The organism is Lunatimonas sp., assembly GCF_020832325.1.
Classification (GTDB): Bacteria; Bacteroidota; Bacteroidia; order Cytophagales; family Cyclobacteriaceae; genus Lunatimonas.
Genome location: NZ_JAFIEU010000040.1, coordinates 32,237 through 50,897, shown reverse-complemented (window position 1 = coordinate 50,897; position 18,661 = coordinate 32,237). Strand labels below are relative to the sequence as shown.

14 protein-coding genes are annotated in these 18,661 nt (G+C 47.3%); 12 read left to right on the top strand and 2 right to left on the bottom strand.

Features of this window, described 5'->3' with window-relative positions:
• Positions 1–24: 24 nt before the first annotated feature.
• The 3 genes from nth to JJU34_RS14355 are packed head-to-tail and all read left to right on the top strand — an operon-like array spanning position 25 to position 3,734.
• Positions 25–711 carry an endonuclease III gene (gene nth / locus JJU34_RS14365; protein ID WP_228693079.1) on the top strand — a complete coding sequence of 229 codons (687 nt, stop codon included), beginning with the start codon at positions 25–27 and terminating at the stop codon, positions 709–711.
• A gap of 3 nt (positions 712–714) precedes the next feature.
• Positions 715–2,514 carry an asparagine synthase (glutamine-hydrolyzing) gene (gene asnB, locus JJU34_RS14360; protein WP_228693078.1) on the top strand — a complete coding sequence of 600 codons (1,800 nt, stop codon included), beginning with the start codon at positions 715–717 and terminating at the stop codon, positions 2,512–2,514.
• The gene (locus tag JJU34_RS14355; protein WP_228693077.1) at positions 2,511–3,734 is read left to right on the top strand and encodes a glycosyltransferase family 4 protein; all 1,224 of its coding nucleotides are present in this window, start codon (positions 2,511–2,513) and stop codon (positions 3,732–3,734) included. Before asnB ends, JJU34_RS14355 begins: the two co-directional genes overlap by 4 nt.
• Here the strand turns inward: JJU34_RS14355 and gldB are convergent.
• Positions 3,706–4,701, bottom strand: a complete 996-nt coding sequence (gene gldB / locus JJU34_RS14350) for a gliding motility lipoprotein GldB (protein ID WP_228693076.1) — start codon at positions 4,699–4,701, stop codon at positions 3,706–3,708. The genes JJU34_RS14355 and gldB overlap by 29 nt on opposite strands.
• Before the next feature lie 305 nt (positions 4,702–5,006).
• On the opposite strand from gldB, the gene JJU34_RS14345 reads away from it, so the two are divergent.
• The 9 genes from JJU34_RS14345 to JJU34_RS14305 all read left to right on the top strand — a co-directional run bounded on the left by JJU34_RS14345 (position 5,007) and on the right by JJU34_RS14305 (position 17,433).
• A complete protein-coding gene (locus JJU34_RS14345; RefSeq protein WP_228693075.1) occupies positions 5,007–6,383 on the top strand; it encodes a fasciclin domain-containing protein in 1,377 nt (458 codons plus the stop codon).
• A gap of 279 nt (positions 6,384–6,662) precedes the next feature.
• A complete protein-coding gene (locus tag JJU34_RS14340; RefSeq protein WP_366512712.1) occupies positions 6,663–9,239 on the top strand; it encodes an SLBB domain-containing protein in 2,577 nt (858 codons plus the stop codon).
• A 5-nt stretch (positions 9,240–9,244) separates the two neighbouring features.
• Positions 9,245–10,306, top strand: a complete 1,062-nt coding sequence (locus JJU34_RS14335; RefSeq protein ID WP_228693073.1) for an exopolysaccharide biosynthesis protein — start codon at positions 9,245–9,247, stop codon at positions 10,304–10,306.
• Positions 10,307–10,329: 23 nt separating this feature from the next.
• A complete protein-coding gene (locus JJU34_RS14330; RefSeq protein WP_228693072.1) occupies positions 10,330–11,625 on the top strand; it encodes an oligosaccharide flippase family protein in 1,296 nt (431 codons plus the stop codon).
• A gap of 1 nt (position 11,626) precedes the next feature.
• Positions 11,627–12,580 (top strand): glycosyltransferase family 2 protein, encoded by a 954-nt coding sequence (locus tag JJU34_RS14325; RefSeq protein ID WP_228693071.1) that lies wholly within the window; start codon positions 11,627–11,629, stop codon positions 12,578–12,580.
• The gene (locus tag JJU34_RS14320) at positions 12,568–13,962 is read left to right on the top strand and encodes an O-antigen ligase family protein (protein WP_228693070.1); all 1,395 of its coding nucleotides are present in this window, start codon (positions 12,568–12,570) and stop codon (positions 13,960–13,962) included. The genes JJU34_RS14325 and JJU34_RS14320 overlap by 13 nt, the downstream gene beginning before the upstream one ends.
• Positions 13,949–15,040 (top strand): glycosyltransferase family 1 protein, encoded by a 1,092-nt coding sequence (locus tag JJU34_RS14315; RefSeq protein WP_228693069.1) that lies wholly within the window; start codon positions 13,949–13,951, stop codon positions 15,038–15,040. Before JJU34_RS14320 ends, JJU34_RS14315 begins: the two co-directional genes overlap by 14 nt.
• Positions 15,033–16,187 (top strand): glycosyltransferase, encoded by a 1,155-nt coding sequence (locus JJU34_RS14310; RefSeq protein WP_228693068.1) that lies wholly within the window; start codon positions 15,033–15,035, stop codon positions 16,185–16,187. The genes JJU34_RS14315 and JJU34_RS14310 overlap by 8 nt, the downstream gene beginning before the upstream one ends.
• Before the next feature lie 97 nt (positions 16,188–16,284).
• Positions 16,285–17,433, top strand: coding sequence for a DUF1972 domain-containing protein (locus tag JJU34_RS14305; protein WP_228693067.1), 1,149 nt, complete (start codon positions 16,285–16,287; stop codon positions 17,431–17,433).
• A gap of 135 nt (positions 17,434–17,568) precedes the next feature.
• On the opposite strand, the gene JJU34_RS14300 is transcribed toward JJU34_RS14305, so the two are convergent.
• Positions 17,569–18,477, bottom strand: a complete 909-nt coding sequence (locus JJU34_RS14300; protein WP_228693066.1) for a universal stress protein — start codon at positions 18,475–18,477, stop codon at positions 17,569–17,571.
• Between the last annotated feature and the right edge of the window lie 184 nt (positions 18,478–18,661).

Sequence of the window (18,661 nt, the reverse complement as noted above, 5' to 3'; positions counted from 1 at the left end):
AAGCCACTATGAAATTAGACTGATATGTTGAAGAAAGAGCGATTCAAAGCGTTTGTCGATCATTTTGCCTCGGAAATGCCCGTACCTGAAACGGAACTTACGTACGAAAATCCTTACCAATTGTTGGTAGCGGTGATACTAAGTGCGCAATGTACCGATAAGCGAATCAACCTGGTTACGCCGGCAATATTTCGCGATTTTCCCTCTCCGGAGCATTTGGCACTGACTACTTTTGATGAACTGTTCCCCTATATCCGTTCGGTCTCCTACCCCAACAATAAGACGAAACACCTCATTGGGATGGCTAAGATGTTGGTGGAGGATTTTGGTGGGGAGATACCTTCGACTGTTGACGAGTTGGTCAAGCTCCCTGGGGTTGGCCGGAAAACGGCCAATGTGATTACCAGTGTGGTTTGGAATCAGCCAAATATGGCCGTGGATACGCATGTATTTAGGGTCTCAAAGAGATTAGGCTTGGTGACCCAGTCTGCCAAAACCCCCTTGGAGGTAGAAAAGCAGTTGACGAGGCATTTGCCCAAGGAAGTAATCCACAAGGCGCATCATTGGTTGATCCTGCACGGAAGGTACACCTGTCTAGCTAGGTCGCCGAAATGCGCTACCTGCACGATCACCTACCTGTGTCGGTATTTCGAGAAAAACAAACTTCAGGCTGAGAAAACGACAGGGCTACCTCCAAACCAAAATGGATAGGCCATGTGCGGGATCAATCTGCTATTAAATTTCCCCGAAGCCATCGCAGCGCAGGCGATTGGCGCAATGACGGAAGCAACCTCATACAGGGGTCCGGATGCCTCGTCCTGGACAGAGATTGCTACAGGCTCATTCCTGGCAGCAAACCGTCTAATGATCATGGGTCTAGAGGACGCCGCCAACCAACCCCTTTTCACTCCAGATAAACAGCAGGTGTTGGTGTGGAATGGAGCATTGTATAATTTTGGTGACCTTCGAAACCGCTTGTTGCAACGCGGAATAACGATGAAAGGGGGGAGCGATTCGGAGGTTCTTCTGCACTGGCTGACAGCGTTTGGAGAGTATGGACTTCGGGATTTGCAGGGGATGTTTTCGCTGATTTTTGTAGACAGAGTGAAGGAAAATATAGTCATCGCGCGAGACCTTACCGGTCAAAAGCCCTTGTATTTTTCACAATCCAACGGTGGATGGCTATTTTCTTCCGAGATCCGCGGCATCCTCGCCAGTGGCTTGGTACCAAAGCGGCTAAACAGGTCTCAATTTGCTCCTTATTTTTACTTGCGTTACCCCGTACCAACCGAAACCTTTTTTGAACAAGTTCGTCAATTTCCAGCAGGGAAGGTAATGGTTTTGGGATTTGATGGGGAGGAAAGGGATTCCTTTTCACTGTTTTTAAGTGACCATGGCAACGGTATACTGCCGAGTTCGGAACGCTTTGAGGAGCTGCTTACGGACGCTGTAATGACCCATTTTCGTGCGGAAGTGCCCGTAGGTATTATCCTAAGCGGCGGCGCCGACAGTACTCTTCTATATCAGCTTTGGTATCAGGAGACTGGAATACCGTTGAGAAGCTATACCGCGGTGTTTGAGAAGCGGTACGAGCGGGAATTTGAAGACCATGCCTTTGCGCATAGGGTTGCAAAGGGTTTTCGGGGTGATCACCAAGAGGTAATGGTATCCCCGGAGGTTTTTTTGGCCCATTGGGAGGCCTATTGCAAGGGCTTGGATCAACCTGTCGGGGATAGCGCGGGATTCCTCACCTGGATGATCGCCAAAGATGCAAAAGAACACGTCAAGGTCTTGGTAAGCGGTGCGGGTGCCGATGAGCTGATGGGGGGATACAATCGCCACAGGGCTTTTTTGAGCTACCTAGACCATCCCCGCATTGCAAACTTGCTGAAAGGTTTACACAGATTGCCGCAGCTCCCAGCACCATATAGGAAGTTTTTCGCTGCCATTTCCCAAGATCCTGCGTCCACATATCGTGATTTGGCTGCCTTACAGCCCCTACCACCAGAGCTGTCCGCATCCTTGAAGATATCCCTAAAAGATGAGTCCTTTGGACTGAAAGCAGCACTGGATTACGATAGAAAGGGTTACTTGGTGGAGGATGTCTTGAAAGTACTGGACAATTCCTGTATGGCATTTGGGATAGAAGGACGATCACCCTATTTGGATTACCCTATCCTCGCGTTGTTTGGTCAGCTATCTGAATCGGAGCAACGGGCTTTGATTGGGAAGAAATGGATAAAGGATCTGTTGATCTCAAAGGGGCAGTCAGCGGTGGCAAATAGACGGAAGCTTGGTTTTGGTCTTCCCATACTTGGATGGTACCGCCACCATAGGGCTTTTAAAAACAGTGTCTTAGATACCCTTTCGAGGTTTGAAGCCAATTTTGGTGCAGATCTTCCACCTGAAATGCGTAAATTGATCCGAAACCCTGACTCCGAAATGAAAAGGAGTTATTTACAGGTTTGGAACCTGTATTTGCTCGCCTCTTGGATTTACTGCCATCGTCTATGAATATTGTTTATGTACATCAGTATTTTTTAACTCCCCGGCAAGGGGGTGCCGTAAGGTCATATCATCTGGCAAAGGGGTTAGTAGATGCAGGTGCACAAGTGGACGTGATTACTGCACATAATCAGGCACACTACGATATTCAGTGGGTTGACGGCATACGGGTACATTATCTTCCGGTCTCCTATAAGAATGAATATTCTTTCATAAAACGCGTAATTGCCTTTTTGACATTTGTCAGACAGTCCAAGAGGCTTCTTCAAAAGTTGGCACGACCCGATCTATTGTATATTACCTCCACGCCGCTGACCACCGGCCTGATTGGCATTTGGGCAAAACGGCGGTTGGCGGTGCCTTTTTTCTTTGAGGTTAGGGATTTATGGCCAGAGGCACCCATTCAAATGGGGATAGTTAACCATCCCATTTTAAAATCCTTGTTGTATCGAATGGAACGGCGTATTTACCAGGAGGCCATTCACTTGGTTGCCCTTTCGCCGGGGATCAGGGAAGCTTTAGTCAGGGCTTGTCCAGGGAAGGCAGTTTCCTATATACCCAATTTTGTGGATACCTCATTTTTTCAAACCTCTGAAAGGAGCCTGACCGACCATTCAGACGGTTCCTTGCCCAGAAAACCCCTTACGATTTCCTACGTGGGTGCCATAGGGCGGGTAAATGGCTTAAGCGCATTCTTGGATTTGGCGGAAGAAGTGCTGAAAGCAGGGAAGCATTGGCGTTTTGTGCTGATGGGTAAGGGTGCATCGCTTCCACACCTTTACGAAGTGGTCAGGGCTAAGGGCCTAACCAATGTGGAATTTCGACCTTTCGGTAACAAGCGAGCCGTTCGGGAACAATTGGCGAGGAGTGATTTTGCCTATCTGTCCTTTCTGCCCTTACCGGTGTTGGAGTCCTCTAGTCCCAATAAATTTTTTGATGCCTTGGCGATGGGTGTGCCGATAGTTGTCAATTTTAAGGGTTGGATTGCCGATTTGGTACAACAACACGAAATAGGTGTATTACAAGGTAATCCGCTGTGGAGAACGGTGCAACAGATAGAGGCACTGTATCAGCATCCTACCGAATGGAAAAGTGCAAGTCAGCAGGCAAGGGAGCTTGCGGAGCGACAGTTTTCCAAAGAAAAAGCGGTCTCGGTTTTGTGTAGCCTGTTGCTACAAGCGAACAGTCCTGGTAAGATGGCTAGCGGGGCCTATAACCGGATAGCCTAAATATTTCCCTGGCGTTGTCTTGTTTCATTAGTTCGGGCAGACCGATTGCGTTGTTTTCCCGGTAATCGTCCACGATGTTCCATCCCATCCAGCGCCCAATTCGACCGGGAGCATCTAAGCTAATTTCATCGGTGAAGGGTGCCTCTCCCGTATATTTTCTGATTTCAAAAGGGTTGGTTTCGTAGAAAAGCTCATTTTCGATGAAGTGGGCATAGATCATCTCCTCATTGCTGTAGCAGGCGATGATGTCCTCGGATGTGTATCCAATGATAAACTCATCGGGAGTACACGGCATCACTTGCTTGGTGAAGTGATACGATTTCCCATAGAAGATCATCTCAGCCAACAGCGTGTTGTCTTTCAGATCTGTTTTGTTAAACCAAGACGAGATGGCAGTTATCACCGTTGGCACTAAATGCTCTTTGGTATACCTTCGACTGATGTACTGGGGCAATTCTACCGGTTGAAATCGATGGTCGTTGGGCAAAAAGTAGTCCAAGCTGATAACGAGCATGTCTTTGGTCAGGTAAATATCGTTTGTAAAGCCGCTTACATAGGTATAGATAATGGGCGGTTCGAACTCGGGAAAGAAATACTTGATACTTTTAAATGCGTCCTCAAACATGTTCTCCAAATCTTCCAACCCGGGATAATGAATCAACACCTCGCGGTAAAGTTCCTGCATGCCGGGATCATTGTGCAGTGTCACAATCTCCTCCACAAATGCGCTTCGATCCTCAAACTCACCTTCTAGGAGGTATTTTTCCGCAAAAGCAGGGTAACGCTCCAGGCCTGTCAAGATTCCATCGGAAGTCACCTGTTCAAAGAAGACTTTTTCCAGCCGGGTAATTTGAATGTCCATGGCGATTTCTTCGATTTCTTTCGGTAGGGTGCAGGTATCGGTGGAGCGACTACACCCTAGGAGAAGAAGGGCCATGAGGCAACTAAGCAGGCGATTTGCGATCATGGTTCAAATATATGCAATAAAGGATTAATCAACTATTAGAGCTGATTCACCCGTTCTAAAACCCGCATCAAGTACCATACCAAGTAAAAATTTAAAATTACCCAGTAAGAAACAGGGCATCAGCTTCTAAGCGATTTCGGTATGGAGATAGAAATCAGTGATTCATTGTCTATACATTTAATTTTAGACACAAAAAAGAGTTGTTTGTTTATTTTTGTTTAACAAATATTCATTTTTATTAAACTAATCTATCCGCTAGGCGTTCTTTATGGGACTTTATTAATTTCACTAAACCGATAAATATTATGGAAAATTTGAAAAGAAACTATCATTTATTTTTCGTGTGGCTGGCAGCCTTCGGAATGCTGGCTTTTACATCATGTTCTGATGACGACAACGGTCCTATGCCTCCAGCAGAGGAAAACATTGTGCAGGTAGCGCAGGGTGCATCTCAATTTTCTACGTTGGTAGCGGCAGTACAGCGCGCAGGATTGGTAGATGCCTTGACTGGACCTGGACCATTCACCGTATTTGCGCCAACCAATCAAGCGTTTACTGATGCGGGAATTACCGATGTATCAGCGGTTCCTGTAGATCAACTGAGAGATATTTTATTATATCACGTGGTTTCTGGAAGGGTGATGTCCAACCAAGTTACTTCTGGTGCGGTTCCAACCTTGTTGGAAGGAGAAAGCCTGAACTTCACTGTAAGTGGTGGTGCGATTACTATCAATGATGGCGTAGGCGTTACTACGGCAGATATCACTGCCTCCAACGGTGTGATTCATGCCATCAATTCGGTATTGTTACCTCCAACTGAAGAAGAGGAAGAAGAGACGAATACAATCGCAGATATCGTAATAGGTAACGAAAATTTCTCTACGCTACTAGCAGCAGTTCTTGAAGCTGGTCTTGCCGATGCTTTGGCTTCTGCAGAAGGTGAATTTACAGTATTTGCGCCAACCGATGCTGCATTTGCTCGATTTATGGAAGACAACGGCCTGACTGCTGAGGCGCTACTCGCGTCTGAGAGTTTGGTAGATATTCTTTCTTACCACGTGGTTACTGGATCAGTTCCATCCTCTGCGGTTGCAGCAGGAAGCGTGAGTTCACTAGGGGGAGTGCCCTTCTTTGTAAGTGTTGATCCCGACGGAGGTATCTGGCTGAATGGATCTGCGCAAGTTGAGGCTACAGATATCATGGCGGATAATGGCATCATTCACGTGATTGATTATGTAATTACTCCCCCAACACAATCTATCGCCGAGATTGCAGTAGGATTTACCACTGCCGAAGAACCTCAGTTTACGCAGTTGGTGGGTGCGCTTTCAAGAGCGGGGTTAGTTGATGCCGTTAACGGTGGATTTGACGATAATTTGACTGTGTTTGCACCTACCGATGCAGCTTTCGCAGCCCTGTATGAAGCATTGGATGTAGATGGCTTCGAAGACATCGAACTAGATTTGCTTACAGCGGTGTTGACCTATCACGTAGTACCTGCTAGAGCGTTCTCTCAAGACCTACGGGAAGGCGCTGAGTTGCCTACATTGAGCGGAGAAAATACGTTGACTGTTAATCTGTCTGAATTGCAGATCAATGAGTCAGGATTGATTCCATCGCTCCTTAATGTACACGCAACAAATGGTGTGATCCACGTGATCGATCAAGTGCTACTACCCTAACGATATTTATCAGGTTAGTTAGTGTGCAAGAGGTCTTCTCCGGAAGGCCTCTTTTTTTGCTTTTAGGCAGGTTATATTTAATAGCCGTTAATTGACCCATAAAAGAATGTAATAATTATCTTTACAGCGTTTTAGGTCACACCACCAAGTATTCCTCCGTGCAAACCCAAAAGTGACTGTGTTTGAGGAGGCGAAGCTGTGGCCTTGCGGGTTTAAATAAGCGTTTGGGAATTTATGGGTATTCAATTATTTTTAAAGAGAAAGATTACATTTGTTTGGTTGATACTTTTTTTGGTAGCTTTTGGTAGCTACATAGCACCCGCTGCATCACAGTCTTTGCAGGACATTTCTTCGTTGAAGGTCGACGATCTTTCGGATGAACAGTTGCAGGTTTTGGTGAGGCGGGCGGAGGAGGCTGGTCTTACAGAGTCCGAGTTAATCATGATGGCCCAAGCCCGCGGAGTGCCTCAATCTGAAATCAATAAGTTGCGTAATAGGCTGGAAAATATGGATATTTCCATTTCGGCTGGAGGTCCACGTAATTTGGGATCAAAACGGCAGCCCCGACAGCAGACCAATTTGAATGCCATCACGCAGGGAGTTATCAATTTCCAACAGGAACCAACGGATGGACTCGAAGAGGTAGAGCCTTATTTTGGCTTAGACCTGTTTTATAGCAAAAACAGACGCCTTTCGTTTGAGCCAAATTTCAACTTGGCTACCCCCCAAAACTATGTCATTGGCCCTGGAGATGTGATTTATATAGACCTGTATGGCCAATCTGAAAAGTATTTTGAGGGGATGGTTACGCCGGAAGGATCCCTGATACTGGACAATGTGGGGCCTATAGGGGTGTCGGGAAAGACCATAGAGGAGGCAACAGCACTCATCAAGAGCCGGCTTTCCCGCTTTTATACCGGATTGGCGGGCGCAAATCCCAATACCTACCTGCAGATCAGCCTTGGAAATTTACGTACCATTCAGGTACATCTGGTGGGAGAGCTTAGGCTTCCAGGTACTTTTACGCTGAGTTCTTTGAGTACGGTGTTCAATGCCCTATATGCTGCGGGCGGTCCGAATGTCAATGGGTCCATGCGCAGTATTAAGGTCATACGAAACGACCGTCAGCTAGCGGAAATCGATGTGTATGACTTTTTGATTAATGGAAAGACAGATATCAACCTGCGACTACAAGATCAGGATATTATTTTGGTTCAGCCGTTTTTAGGAAGAGTACATGTATTGGGGGAAGTAAAGCGTCCGCTAATCTTTGAAGTAAAAGAAGGAGAGACCTTTCAGGATGTACTGGGCTATGCCGGTGGCTTTACCGATGAGGCATTTAAGGATAGAATAAGCGTATCCCGAACGACCGGCAAAGAACGGGCTGTGTCGGATATTTTTAATAATCAGTTTTCGATTTTTTCGGTAAAAGGTGGAGACACCTATACCGTAGGCAGGGTCCTTGACAGATACACCAACCGCGTACAGATAAAAGGAGCAGTTTTCCGAGAGGGGAATTATGCCCTTACGGAGGGTTTGACACTGAAGGAATTGATTCGCCATGCAGACGGTCTACGGGGGGAGGCGTATTTGGAGCGTGCCAGTATTTTAAGAACCAAAGACGACCTGACCACCGAAATTCTGACAGTAAACCTGCGTGAATTGTTGAACGGGGGTGCTGCTGACATACCGTTGCAGCGGGAAGATGTGGTACGGGTTTCCAGTATTTATGATCTTCAAGAGGAAGTATACGTGCAGATAACCGGAGAAGTACGCAACCCTGGTACCTATCCCTATTCTAGTCAGATGACCGTGGAAGACCTCATCGTACTAGCCGGTGGACTGAGAGAGTCGGCTAGCACGCAGGATATAGAGATTGCCCGACGGGTAGTGGATCCGGCGGAAGGGTTGTTTTCAACCTTGGTCCCCGTTACCATTACCAGAGACTTGATTTCGAGTGTTGCATCTCAGAGATTAGAGCCCTTTGACAATTTGGTGATCAGAAGAAAGCCGAATTTCAGTCTGGAAAAGATGGTGTATGTAGAAGGCCAAGTAAATTCTCCGGGCACTTTCGTGGTTCAGTCTGCCAAGGAGCGGATTTCGGATGTGATTCAGCGGGCAGGAGGGCTCACCTCCTTTGCGTATTCCAAAGGTGCTACGTTGATCCGCCGTACAGAATATTTCAATACCGAATCAGAGCAGCTTAGGCGTAAACGGAACTTGATGGACCTGCAGGCCAAGCTACAGTTTGACCCAAATGATACCGAGGCCCAAGAGGCGCTTTTACAGCGATTGTTTAAAGATTTGGGCGTAGGAGATCCCGATCGGGACGCTGCTGAAAGTGCGGCAGTATCGGACGTAAAGCGGGAAACGGTGGCTGGAATCGCAGAGGATAAGGGTGATTTTGGCCAAGTTAGGATCCGCGAAACGGAGGCCGTAGCGATCGACTTGGAAAAGATTCTGCAAAATCCCGGTTCGGCATTTGATCTTATTTTGGAAGAAGGGGATATTATTTCCATCCCACGGCAGCTACAGACTGTAAGGTTACGGGGCGATGTGGTCTATCCGACCACGGTTCGTTTTGAGCGGGAAACCGGGGTAAAATATTACATCAATAGAGCCGGTGGATTTGACATTCGGGCTAACCGAAAACGTACCTACGTGGTCTATGCAAACGGAGAAGTTGCCAGAACAAAGAGTTTCCTCGGCATGAGATTGTATCCGTCCATTGAACCGGGGGCTGAAATTTTCGTTCCAACCAAGGGTCCCCGCATTCCAGTCAGGCCGGGCGATCTTGTAGGCCTGACTACGGGTTTGGCCACGTTGGTGCTGATAATCTCACAGATAAACCGTTAATTATCATGTCAGAGAAGCACATATTGGAAGATAAGCTCACCCTGCGGGATGTGGTATTGCGTACGAAGTGGTGGGTAGGGTATTTTTGGAGCAAATGGCGCATCATTGTCCTTTGGGCTGTAGCAGGATTTTTGCTTGGCGGATTGGTTTCCATTTGGAAGAAGCCGGTATATGTGGCTGAGACCTCTTTTGTGTTAGAAGATGCCGACAATGGAGGCTTGGGGCAGATGTCCGGCCTCGCATCGCTGGTTGGGGTCAATTTGGGTTCGCTTGGGGGCTCTAGCGGGTTGTTTCAGGGCGATAATATCATAGAATTGTACCGGTCAAATAATATGATCGGAAAAACACTGCTTAGTCCTTTTGATCGGGATAGATTGCTGATTGAGCGTTTTATTGCCTTTAATGAGTTGGATAAAAAATGGAAAAAGGCGGTGGACTTAAACGCCCTTGATTTTAGAAAGCCGCGGGAGACCTTTTCAGTTACACAAGACTCCGTGATGCGTGAGGTTTCACGCTTGATCCGGGAAAACCACCTGTCAGTGAATAAGCCCGACCGAAAGCTGTCGATCATTCAGGTGAATATATCCTCCAAAGACGAGCAGTTTGCCAAGGTGTTCAACGAGACCCTTGTCGAAAATGTCAATGGATTTTATTTTGAAACCAAAACAAAGAAGACTTCCGAAAATCTGAACATCCTTCAGGCGCAGGCAGATTCTGTGAGGCGGATTTTAGACACGAATCTGGAGGAACTGGCAGCCCTGTCGGACCGAATGCCCAGTCCCAATCCCCTGATGCAGGCAGGTAATATTGGCGTGCGCAAAAAGCAAATCGATGTGCAATCCTCCTCCGCCATCTATGCGGAAATTGTAAAAAATCTGGAGATAGCGAAAGTCAACCAACGCAACAATTCTCCCCTTATTCAAATTATTGACGGACCCCGATATCCACTTGAGCGGTTTGAAATCAAGCCATTAAAAGGGGTTGTGTTGGGTGCTTTTTTTGCAGTTTTTGCGGGCATCCTGGTATTGTATGTAAGGGAGGTGTATCGTCGGGATTTTGGAAGTTGACCAGCGACCCAACCATTTTTGATATGATTGAACGGATTAGGAGTATTCATTTTTTAGGTCTCATTAGAAACCGATCGCTGCAAAATTTTATTTTTCTGAGCCTGATTCAGGCTTCCAATATACTGATCACGCTGGTTTCTATGCCCTTGTTGATCACATCGATAGGAGTTGACCAGTTTGGCTTGGTGAATTTAGCTTTTTCGGTGATGGTGATAGCCAATATTTTCGTAAGCTTTGGGTTCAACCTTAGCGGACCACGCGCAGTGGCCCTAAACCAGCAGAATCCAAAAAGACTGTCCTTCCTGATCTCCCATATCCTTGGAGGAAAGGTACTGATGGCGACGATCGCTACCGGTACGATTCTCCTATTGATTTTTGGCTTTAATCTGTTTCGAGATTATCAGACGATTTTGGCGCTCTCAGTTTTATTACTTTTTTCTGAAGCTACACTCCCTCTTTGGTTTTTTCAGGGCCTGGAGAAAATGAAACTAATTTCGGTGGCCAATGTGATCAGTAAGCTAATGTATCTAGCCGGGATCGTGTTATTTATCCATACACCTGCCGAAGCCAGATGGGTGAATCTACTTTTGGGTGGGTGCGGTCTGTCAGTAAACCTCCTGGTGCTGGCATATGTGCGCTGGAGATTAGGAATCGTGTTTGTATCCCCAAAGATCAGGCGTATACTGAGATCACTCCAGTCAAACCTTCACTATTTCTTGAGTAACCTGACGTCCTACCTGACCTTTAACGGAGGCTTGGTGATTTTGAGTTTTTTTGCCAATTCACAAACACTCGGTATGTACAGCCTCGCCGAAAAGATTGTGATGGTGATCCGGCTTTTTCCATCTATTCTCACACAATCCGTGTATCCGAACGCTGCCAAACTGTTTATCGGCCAACCCGAAAAATTTATTCCATTTATGAGAAAAGTCTATTTGGGTGGCCTGGCCCTTTCTCTTAGCTTTTCGGCGATAACCTTCTTTGCAGCACCACTCATCATTCAATTTTTAGCAAAAAGTAGGTTGGAGGACGCTGTATTTTACCTGCGCCTCCTCTCCTTGATTCCATTTTTGGCCTGCCTGAACATGGTCAATGTGCTTTTTTTCCTGGTCACCAATCAGCAACAGCAACTTTTTAGGGTGTCGGCTTGGATGTGTGCGTTTATGGTGACGACGGCTTCAATCCTTACCTATCAGTTTGGCGTTTTGGGGATCTGCATCGCATTGTTGTCTACAGAGCTGCTGCATTTTGTCAGCTTTTCGGCGTTGGTTGCGAGAAAAAATCCGGATCTTTGGCGTCGCTTTTACCTATTTGCGTGACATGAGTATTGCAGAAACGTCCATTTTTCCTTCGGTAGCCCTAGTCGTGGTCAATTGGAATACCTACGGGTATACCAAGAACTGTTTGGATCAAGCGGCTAAGCTCGATTATCCCAATTTCGAAGTTATTTTGGTAGACAATGGTTCCTCAGATGGAAGCGGGGACCGTATCCAAGCAGAGTACCCACACATTACCTTCCTTTCAAATGACCGGAATCTGGGTTTTACCGGCGGGAATAACCGCGGAATCGATGTGGCATTGGAAAGAGGTTTTTCTTATATTTTTTTATTGAATAACGACACCTACTTTGACCCGGGATTCCTAGATCCCTTGGTTTCACATATGGAAATGCATCCTGGTACCGGTGCCGTGCAGCCGTTGATTTACGAGTCAAACGGTGCCAAGGGTGTGTGGCACGCAGGAGGAGTGTTTAACCGGTTTACCGGAAAGACCAGCAGTATCAAGCGAACGGTGGACCTACAAAGCCCTTATCCGTCGCAGTGGTTGACCGGCTGTGCCTTTTTGGTCAGATCCACAGTCGTTCGGCAGATCGGTACCTTGCGGGATGCCTACTTTGCCTACTTTGAAGATGTGGATTGGTCTTTTCGGATCAAACACGCCGGATACACCTTGGAGATCGTGCCTCAGGCTGTGTTGCACCATGAAGTGAGTGCCTCTACCAAGTCGAAAACCAAACTTAAGGAGGGATTCCTAAGCCCCGCCGCCCACTATCTCAATGTGAGAAATCAGTTTCTCCTTCTAAAGTCAGAGCCGATCGGATTGGTGAAACAGACGGCATGGCCTTACCAGATTGTAACAGGACTGGCCGTACTTGGGTATTTTGTGTTACGTCTCCGGATAAAGAAGCTTAGAGCAGCTGCTGATGGACTATGGGATGGCCTGAGAGATCATCCCAAGTCGGAGATACCCCCCGATATTTCATGCTATTTGTAATCGTCGTTATCGGTACCGTCTTCTTGGCGGGGATTACCTTTCGGAAAATCATTCTGAAAGGACAGTGGGAGTTTGTAATCTTCTTCGCGGCCCTGTTTTTTCCATTTTATATTACGATTCTGAGTATCGTATACACAGCCACGAGGTCCACCCTTCTGCTCACCGCCTTTCAGTCTATCAAAGAGTTGGTCATTGGGTTTGCGGTACTAAGTTTTTTCATTTTCCAAAGGGATCTGGCCCGTTATCCCTTCCGGTTGATTACTTTGGACTGGCTATTTGTGGCATTTTATGCCTTCGCGTTTATGTTTTTGGTGTTGCCAATCGGGGAGGCCGAGTTAATCAATAAAGTGCTCTATTTCAAGAACATGGTTCTGATGGGTGTCTTTTATTTTTTTGGTCGAAACACCCGGTTTAGTGATGATGCCCTAAAGCAATTGTTGCACCTGATGTTGGGGATTGGGCTGCTGGCGTTTTCATTCAACTTGGTGGAATATGCTATAGATACACATTTTCAACAGTTTACGGGGTATGCCTTGTTCAATGAGCAGGTAAATGAAGTGGTACCCCGGGGGAATTATGGACTGACTTGGACCTTTGAGACGCAAACGCTATCCAAGCGCTTTGCTTCTTTTTTTGCCGATCCCTTGGAGTTGGCTATTTCATCGCTGATGTTATTTTCCATCGCACTGATCATGTACCTTACGACTCCGAGGGAGAGGGCATATCCTTATTTGATCCTTGTTGGCGTTACATTGGGAACCCTGATGTTTTCCTCCTCCCGGTCCTCCTTGGCGGCCCTGATGGTTTTAGCACTCTATATTGCTTTTGTGTTCAAACTTCACAAAGTGTTGGTATTTGCTGGGCTGTTTGTAGTGTTGTTTGTGCTGTATTTCTTTTACCTGGCATCGGAGGATTTTCAGTATTTCGTCATCGACACCATCACTTTTCAAAATACCTCTTCGGTGGGGCACCTGTTAGAGTGGACAGCGGCGCTGGAATCAATGATTGCCAGTCCGTTTGGCATTGGGTTGGCTACCAGCGGAAATGTGGGTGCGGTGGACGATAGCCTGCGCGTAGGGGGAGAGAATCAATTTTTGGTTTTTGGGGTGCAGTTGGGCTGGATAGGAATGGCGATGTACTTGCTGATTTTGGCCATTTCGATCGTCTACGCGTACCGGGCTTTTTCCGAATTGAAAAACGTGCAGGAGGCGAGAATAGCATTCGTAGCGACATCCGTTAAATTTGCGATGATATTCCCCTTGTTCACCTCCAATGCCGAGAAGTTCTTTTTCGTGTCGCTGATTAGCTGGTGGATGGTGGGATACACGGTACATGCGATTCACCGGCAACGCCTAAATGCAACTTTGGATGAGAAAAATTAGGGTAGGGTACGACGCCCGCGATTTGTTTTTTGCTCAAACCGGCACGAGGACCTTCTCTGAGGAGCTGCTTCGTGAGATTCGGAAAGACAATGATGTGGAGTTGATTACCCTTGCACCGGTCTACGCCAAACCCCCAATTGGGAAGCTTTCTAAGGCTTTGGCCCACCTTCGGTTTATCTTCTGGAAGGTGGTGACCCTGCCACGCTTGGCCAAGAGAGCAGATGTCGACTTCCTCATCTGTCCAGATTACGTGGCGCCCTTTCTCTTTTTGGGGAAGATCAAGACCCTTCCCGTGTTTCATGGATGCAATATTTGGGAGTTGCCAGAAAACTACAACAGCATTTGGAGGCTCTATTTCAGTTTTTTAGCCAAACTAGGCGAGCAAAGGGCGCATGCCGTGTTGACCGTTTCGGAGTTTTCGAAGGATAGATTGAGGCAGGTACTTGGCTTGAATCCAGAAAAGATCAGGGTGATTCCCATCGGAGCCAAGCGTTTTGAAGGTGTTGGCATGACAGCCACCCATCCCCGGCCCTTTGAAGCGGACTATCTCCTACATATCGGTGTGTTGGATAAGCGAAAGAACCTCCCGGCTTTGGTGGAGGCATTTAGCAATCTGGAGGACAAGCGTCTGCACCTGATCTTGGTGGGTGGCCGCCCTTCTAAAGTGTTTATGGATGGCTATCCGGAGATAGTTGACAAGATAAACGAACGGGGCTTGCAAAGCCGGGTTCATCTCGAGGGATATGTGGCCGACGAGCTGCTGCCCGCCTATTATAGGCACGCCTGCGCATATGTGTTTCCATCCAGCTACGAGGGCTTTGGTATTCCTGTACTCGAAGCGTATCAATATGGTTTGCCCTTGGCGGCATCATCCGCGGCTTCGCTTCCCGAAGTGGTCGGTGCCGGCGGGTTGTTGTTTGATCCACGGGATGTAGGCGATATGACGCAAGTGATTACCCGCCTACTTCGTATGGATGCAGTCGAAAGAGCCGCGCTTCGGGCCGGCCAAAAGGACGTATTGGAGCGGTTTAATTGGCCCAATGCTTGGAAGGTAATCAAGGAGGTGATGCATGGATAGGAAGAAAGTATTGGTGTTCCACTCCAGTTCGGATCTTTATGGGGCGAGCAATAGTTTGCTACGTTCCTTGAAAGCGTTGAAACAACAACAAATGGATCCGGTTTTAGTGCTTTCCGAGCCGGGGCCCTTGAGTGAGGCAGTTGCTGAGCTAGGGGTTCCCGTGCATTATATCCGCCTTGGTGTGATTAGGAGGAAGTATGTTTCACTGACTGGGCTTTTTAATCGGATGTATTTTATCGGAAAGGCAATCCTGGAAATTAGACGTTTGATTAAGCAAGAGGGGTTTGACCTAGCGTTGACCAACACGGTTGTTATTTTTTCCGGGGCCATCGCATCCAAGCTGAGCGGTTTGCGGCATATTTGGCACGTGCGGGAGACGGTAGTTAGCCCGAAGCCGTTGAAGAAGTTCATCCTTTGGATGCTGAAGCATACTGGGGATGCGGTTTTTTTTGTGTCGCAGGCCTCCCGGGACAATTACCTGCCCTGGCTTCCGAAGGAAAAAACCCAAGTGATCTACAATGGGATAGATAGTTCCAGGTTTTTGGTTGCCGACCATGATTTAAAAAGTGAGCTAGGAATCCCGAAGGAAACGTTGGTGCTGCTAATGGTAGGTAGAGTAAGCTATTTAAAAGGGCAGCATTATTTTCTGGAAATTGCCAAGCTTCTGTTGCAGGAGAATGGGGGAATACACTTTGTCTTGGCTGGAGATGTATATCCTGGCAATGAGGCCATTGCCAATAACTTAAGGAAATTTATTGCCGATCATCAGATGGAGGCGAAGGTGACAGACTTGGGATTTCGGACGGATGTAGCTCGGGTTATGGCCGGTGCAGATATTTTTGTGTTACCCAGCGTGTTGCCGGATTCCTTGCCCACGACCGTTCTGGAAGCGATGGCAGCCGCCAAACCGGTGGTAGCGACAGACCTGGGAGGCGCTCGGGAAATGGTTTCGGAAGGGGAGACGGGTTTTTTGATCCCCGGGGACGATGCCGCCTTTGCAGCAAAGACCCTTCAGAGGCTGATTGATGATTCGGATCTGCGGAAACGTATGGGTGAACAGGGCCGCGTGATCGTGCTGGAAAGGTTTTCGTTGCAAGGCTACCTGAGCCATTTTGGAGAGGCGGTTTCCAGGCAACTTCCCAAATGAAGGCCTAGGGGGCATTGATTGTGGCTAATGGCAGTATTTGGTTTGTTTTTGGTATATTTGCGGCACCGATCGCGAATTTGGGAGGGATTTTTACCACATGAGGACATTAAAAAAGCATAGGCCACTGCGGGTGGCAGTTATTGGAACAAGAGGATACCCGTACGTGTACAGTGGCTATGAGACCTTTGTAAAAGAAGTGTGTGAGCGCTTAGTGGATCGAGGAGTAGATGTGACGGTCTATTGCCATCGTCCCCTATTCGCGGATCGACCCAAGGAGGTGAATGGGATCCGGTTAGTCTACGTGCCCTGTATCGAAACCAAAAACCTCAGCCAGCTAACAAATTCATTTTTATCGATGATCCATGTTTGTTTTTCCAAAGCCGATGTGGTTTTTGTGGCCAATAGCGCCAATGGTCCCTTTGGCATATTTCCCAAGCTTTTTGGAAAGCCTTCGGCGATCAATGTGGATGGATTGGAATGGCTTCGACCAAAATGGAAAGGATTGGGTGCCAAATACTTTCGATTTGCCTCTCGCTTAGCCACAAAGCTCTACGATTGTGTGGTGACGGATTCGGATGAGATGCAGAAAATTTATCTGGAGGAGTTTAATGCTCCCTCCAAGATGATAGCCTACGGGGCAAACCCCCGGTATCCCTCTGGAAATTCCCTGATTGCCCAATGGGGATTGGAAAAGGAGTCTTATTACTTGATTGTGGGGCGACTTATTCCCGACAATAATTCCGACCTGATCGTGGAGGGTTTTCTCAAGTCCAGTTCGGATCGAAAACTGGTTATAGTGGGCGACGTCCCTTACCAAGATGCCTTTGCGCAGCGGATGAAGAATATGGGGGGCAATCGATTGTTGTTTACTGGTTATGTGCGTGATCAGGAAGCACTTGCAGCGTTGTACCACAATTGTTACGGATACCTTCATGGCCACGAATACGGGGGTACCAATCCGGCGATGCTGAAAGCGCTGGCGTACGGCTGTGCGATTTTGGCCTTGAATACCCGCTTTAATCAGGAGATGCTTCAGGAAGGAAAGTTTGGGTGGTATTTTGAAAAGCGTGCAGATTCCCTTCGATCCCTGTTGGAATACGCCGAGACGGTACCCGAAAAAATGAAGCTGCTTCGAGAACACTCGAGAGAGGGATTGGGCCAAAAGTACAACTGGGATTTTGTCACGGATGAGTACGAACGGCTCTTTAGGAGTTTATGCAAGCGGGAGATAGAGGTTTCAGCTTAGCTAGTTTTTGCACTCAATTTAAGGCATAGGCATTGGAAGGGGGAAGCGCATGGAGACATCTTGTGCTTTTACTTCTGTACCTATCCATGAAGGAGGTAGGGAAAAAACGCCCTACCTGCCCGCACGCATAGCCATCTATAGTTTCAAAAGTGCCTCCAGAAAACTCATGTTTTCACCCTTTTTCTTCAAAATCAGGGTGGGTACCTCCGTGTTTAGCTGAATAAGCTTCTCGGCCACACTACCCAGCAGCATGGCCGCAGAATGTGTTCGGCCTCTGCTGCCAATGATGACCATGTCAGCGCCGAAGGATTTGCCGTAATCTATGATGTACCGGGCTTCAGATTGTTTTTCTTTCAGGATAAACTCGCAGGGAAGGTCGGTATAATCGTGCTTCGCTGTAAATTTCGCAAAATCCTTCTGTACGTTTTGAAGCATGATCCCCTTAAATTCCTCGTAGGACTTGCCGGTTTTGGAGTAGCCGGCAGGAACTTCGTACAAGTGGCAGCAAGCTACCGTGGCATTTACTTTGGCAGCAAGTTTCAAGGCCAGATCCACCGTGATACGGCTGTAATCGGAAAAGTCTAAGGGTACGAGGAGCTTGGAAGGATGATCGGTTCCGAAACCCTCCGGTATAAACAATACCGATGTGGGGGATTTTTGAGCTAGGTTTTTCGCTAGCGAGCCGGATCCCTCCAGTTGCTTTTTGCGGCCCATCACCAAGAGATCCACATCTTTAATCTTGCACCATCTCAGCACGGTCTCCATGGGACTGCCTTCCTTTACCATGATTTCGTATTCAGTGGGGTCAAACGAAAATTCGTTTAACTCATGCTTAATTCCCCGGATAATCGTTTCATCTACCGGAGCTAGGAGATCCGGATAATTTTTGGAAAGTTCTTCGGGTATGGACAGGTCTTTGGCTACATGTACAAAATATATTTTCTCTATGCCTAAAATAGGAGACCAGATTTTGATATTGGACAGTAGGGTTTCATCCATTTTCGTGAGGTCGAGCCCTACCATTACTTTAGAAAACTGTTTCATTTAGCGTTATCGATATGGTGTTTCAAGTTAAGCCTTTGGGAATAACTTTTAAAATGATCCCCCGTTTTTTCAGCTAAAAATTATTCGAACCCTATCTTTGTGCATGTGAGGGAACCTGATTGACCCGATTAATCGGCACACCTTGCGACCCCTTTCCGATCCAGATACGCTGTTGAAGATATAG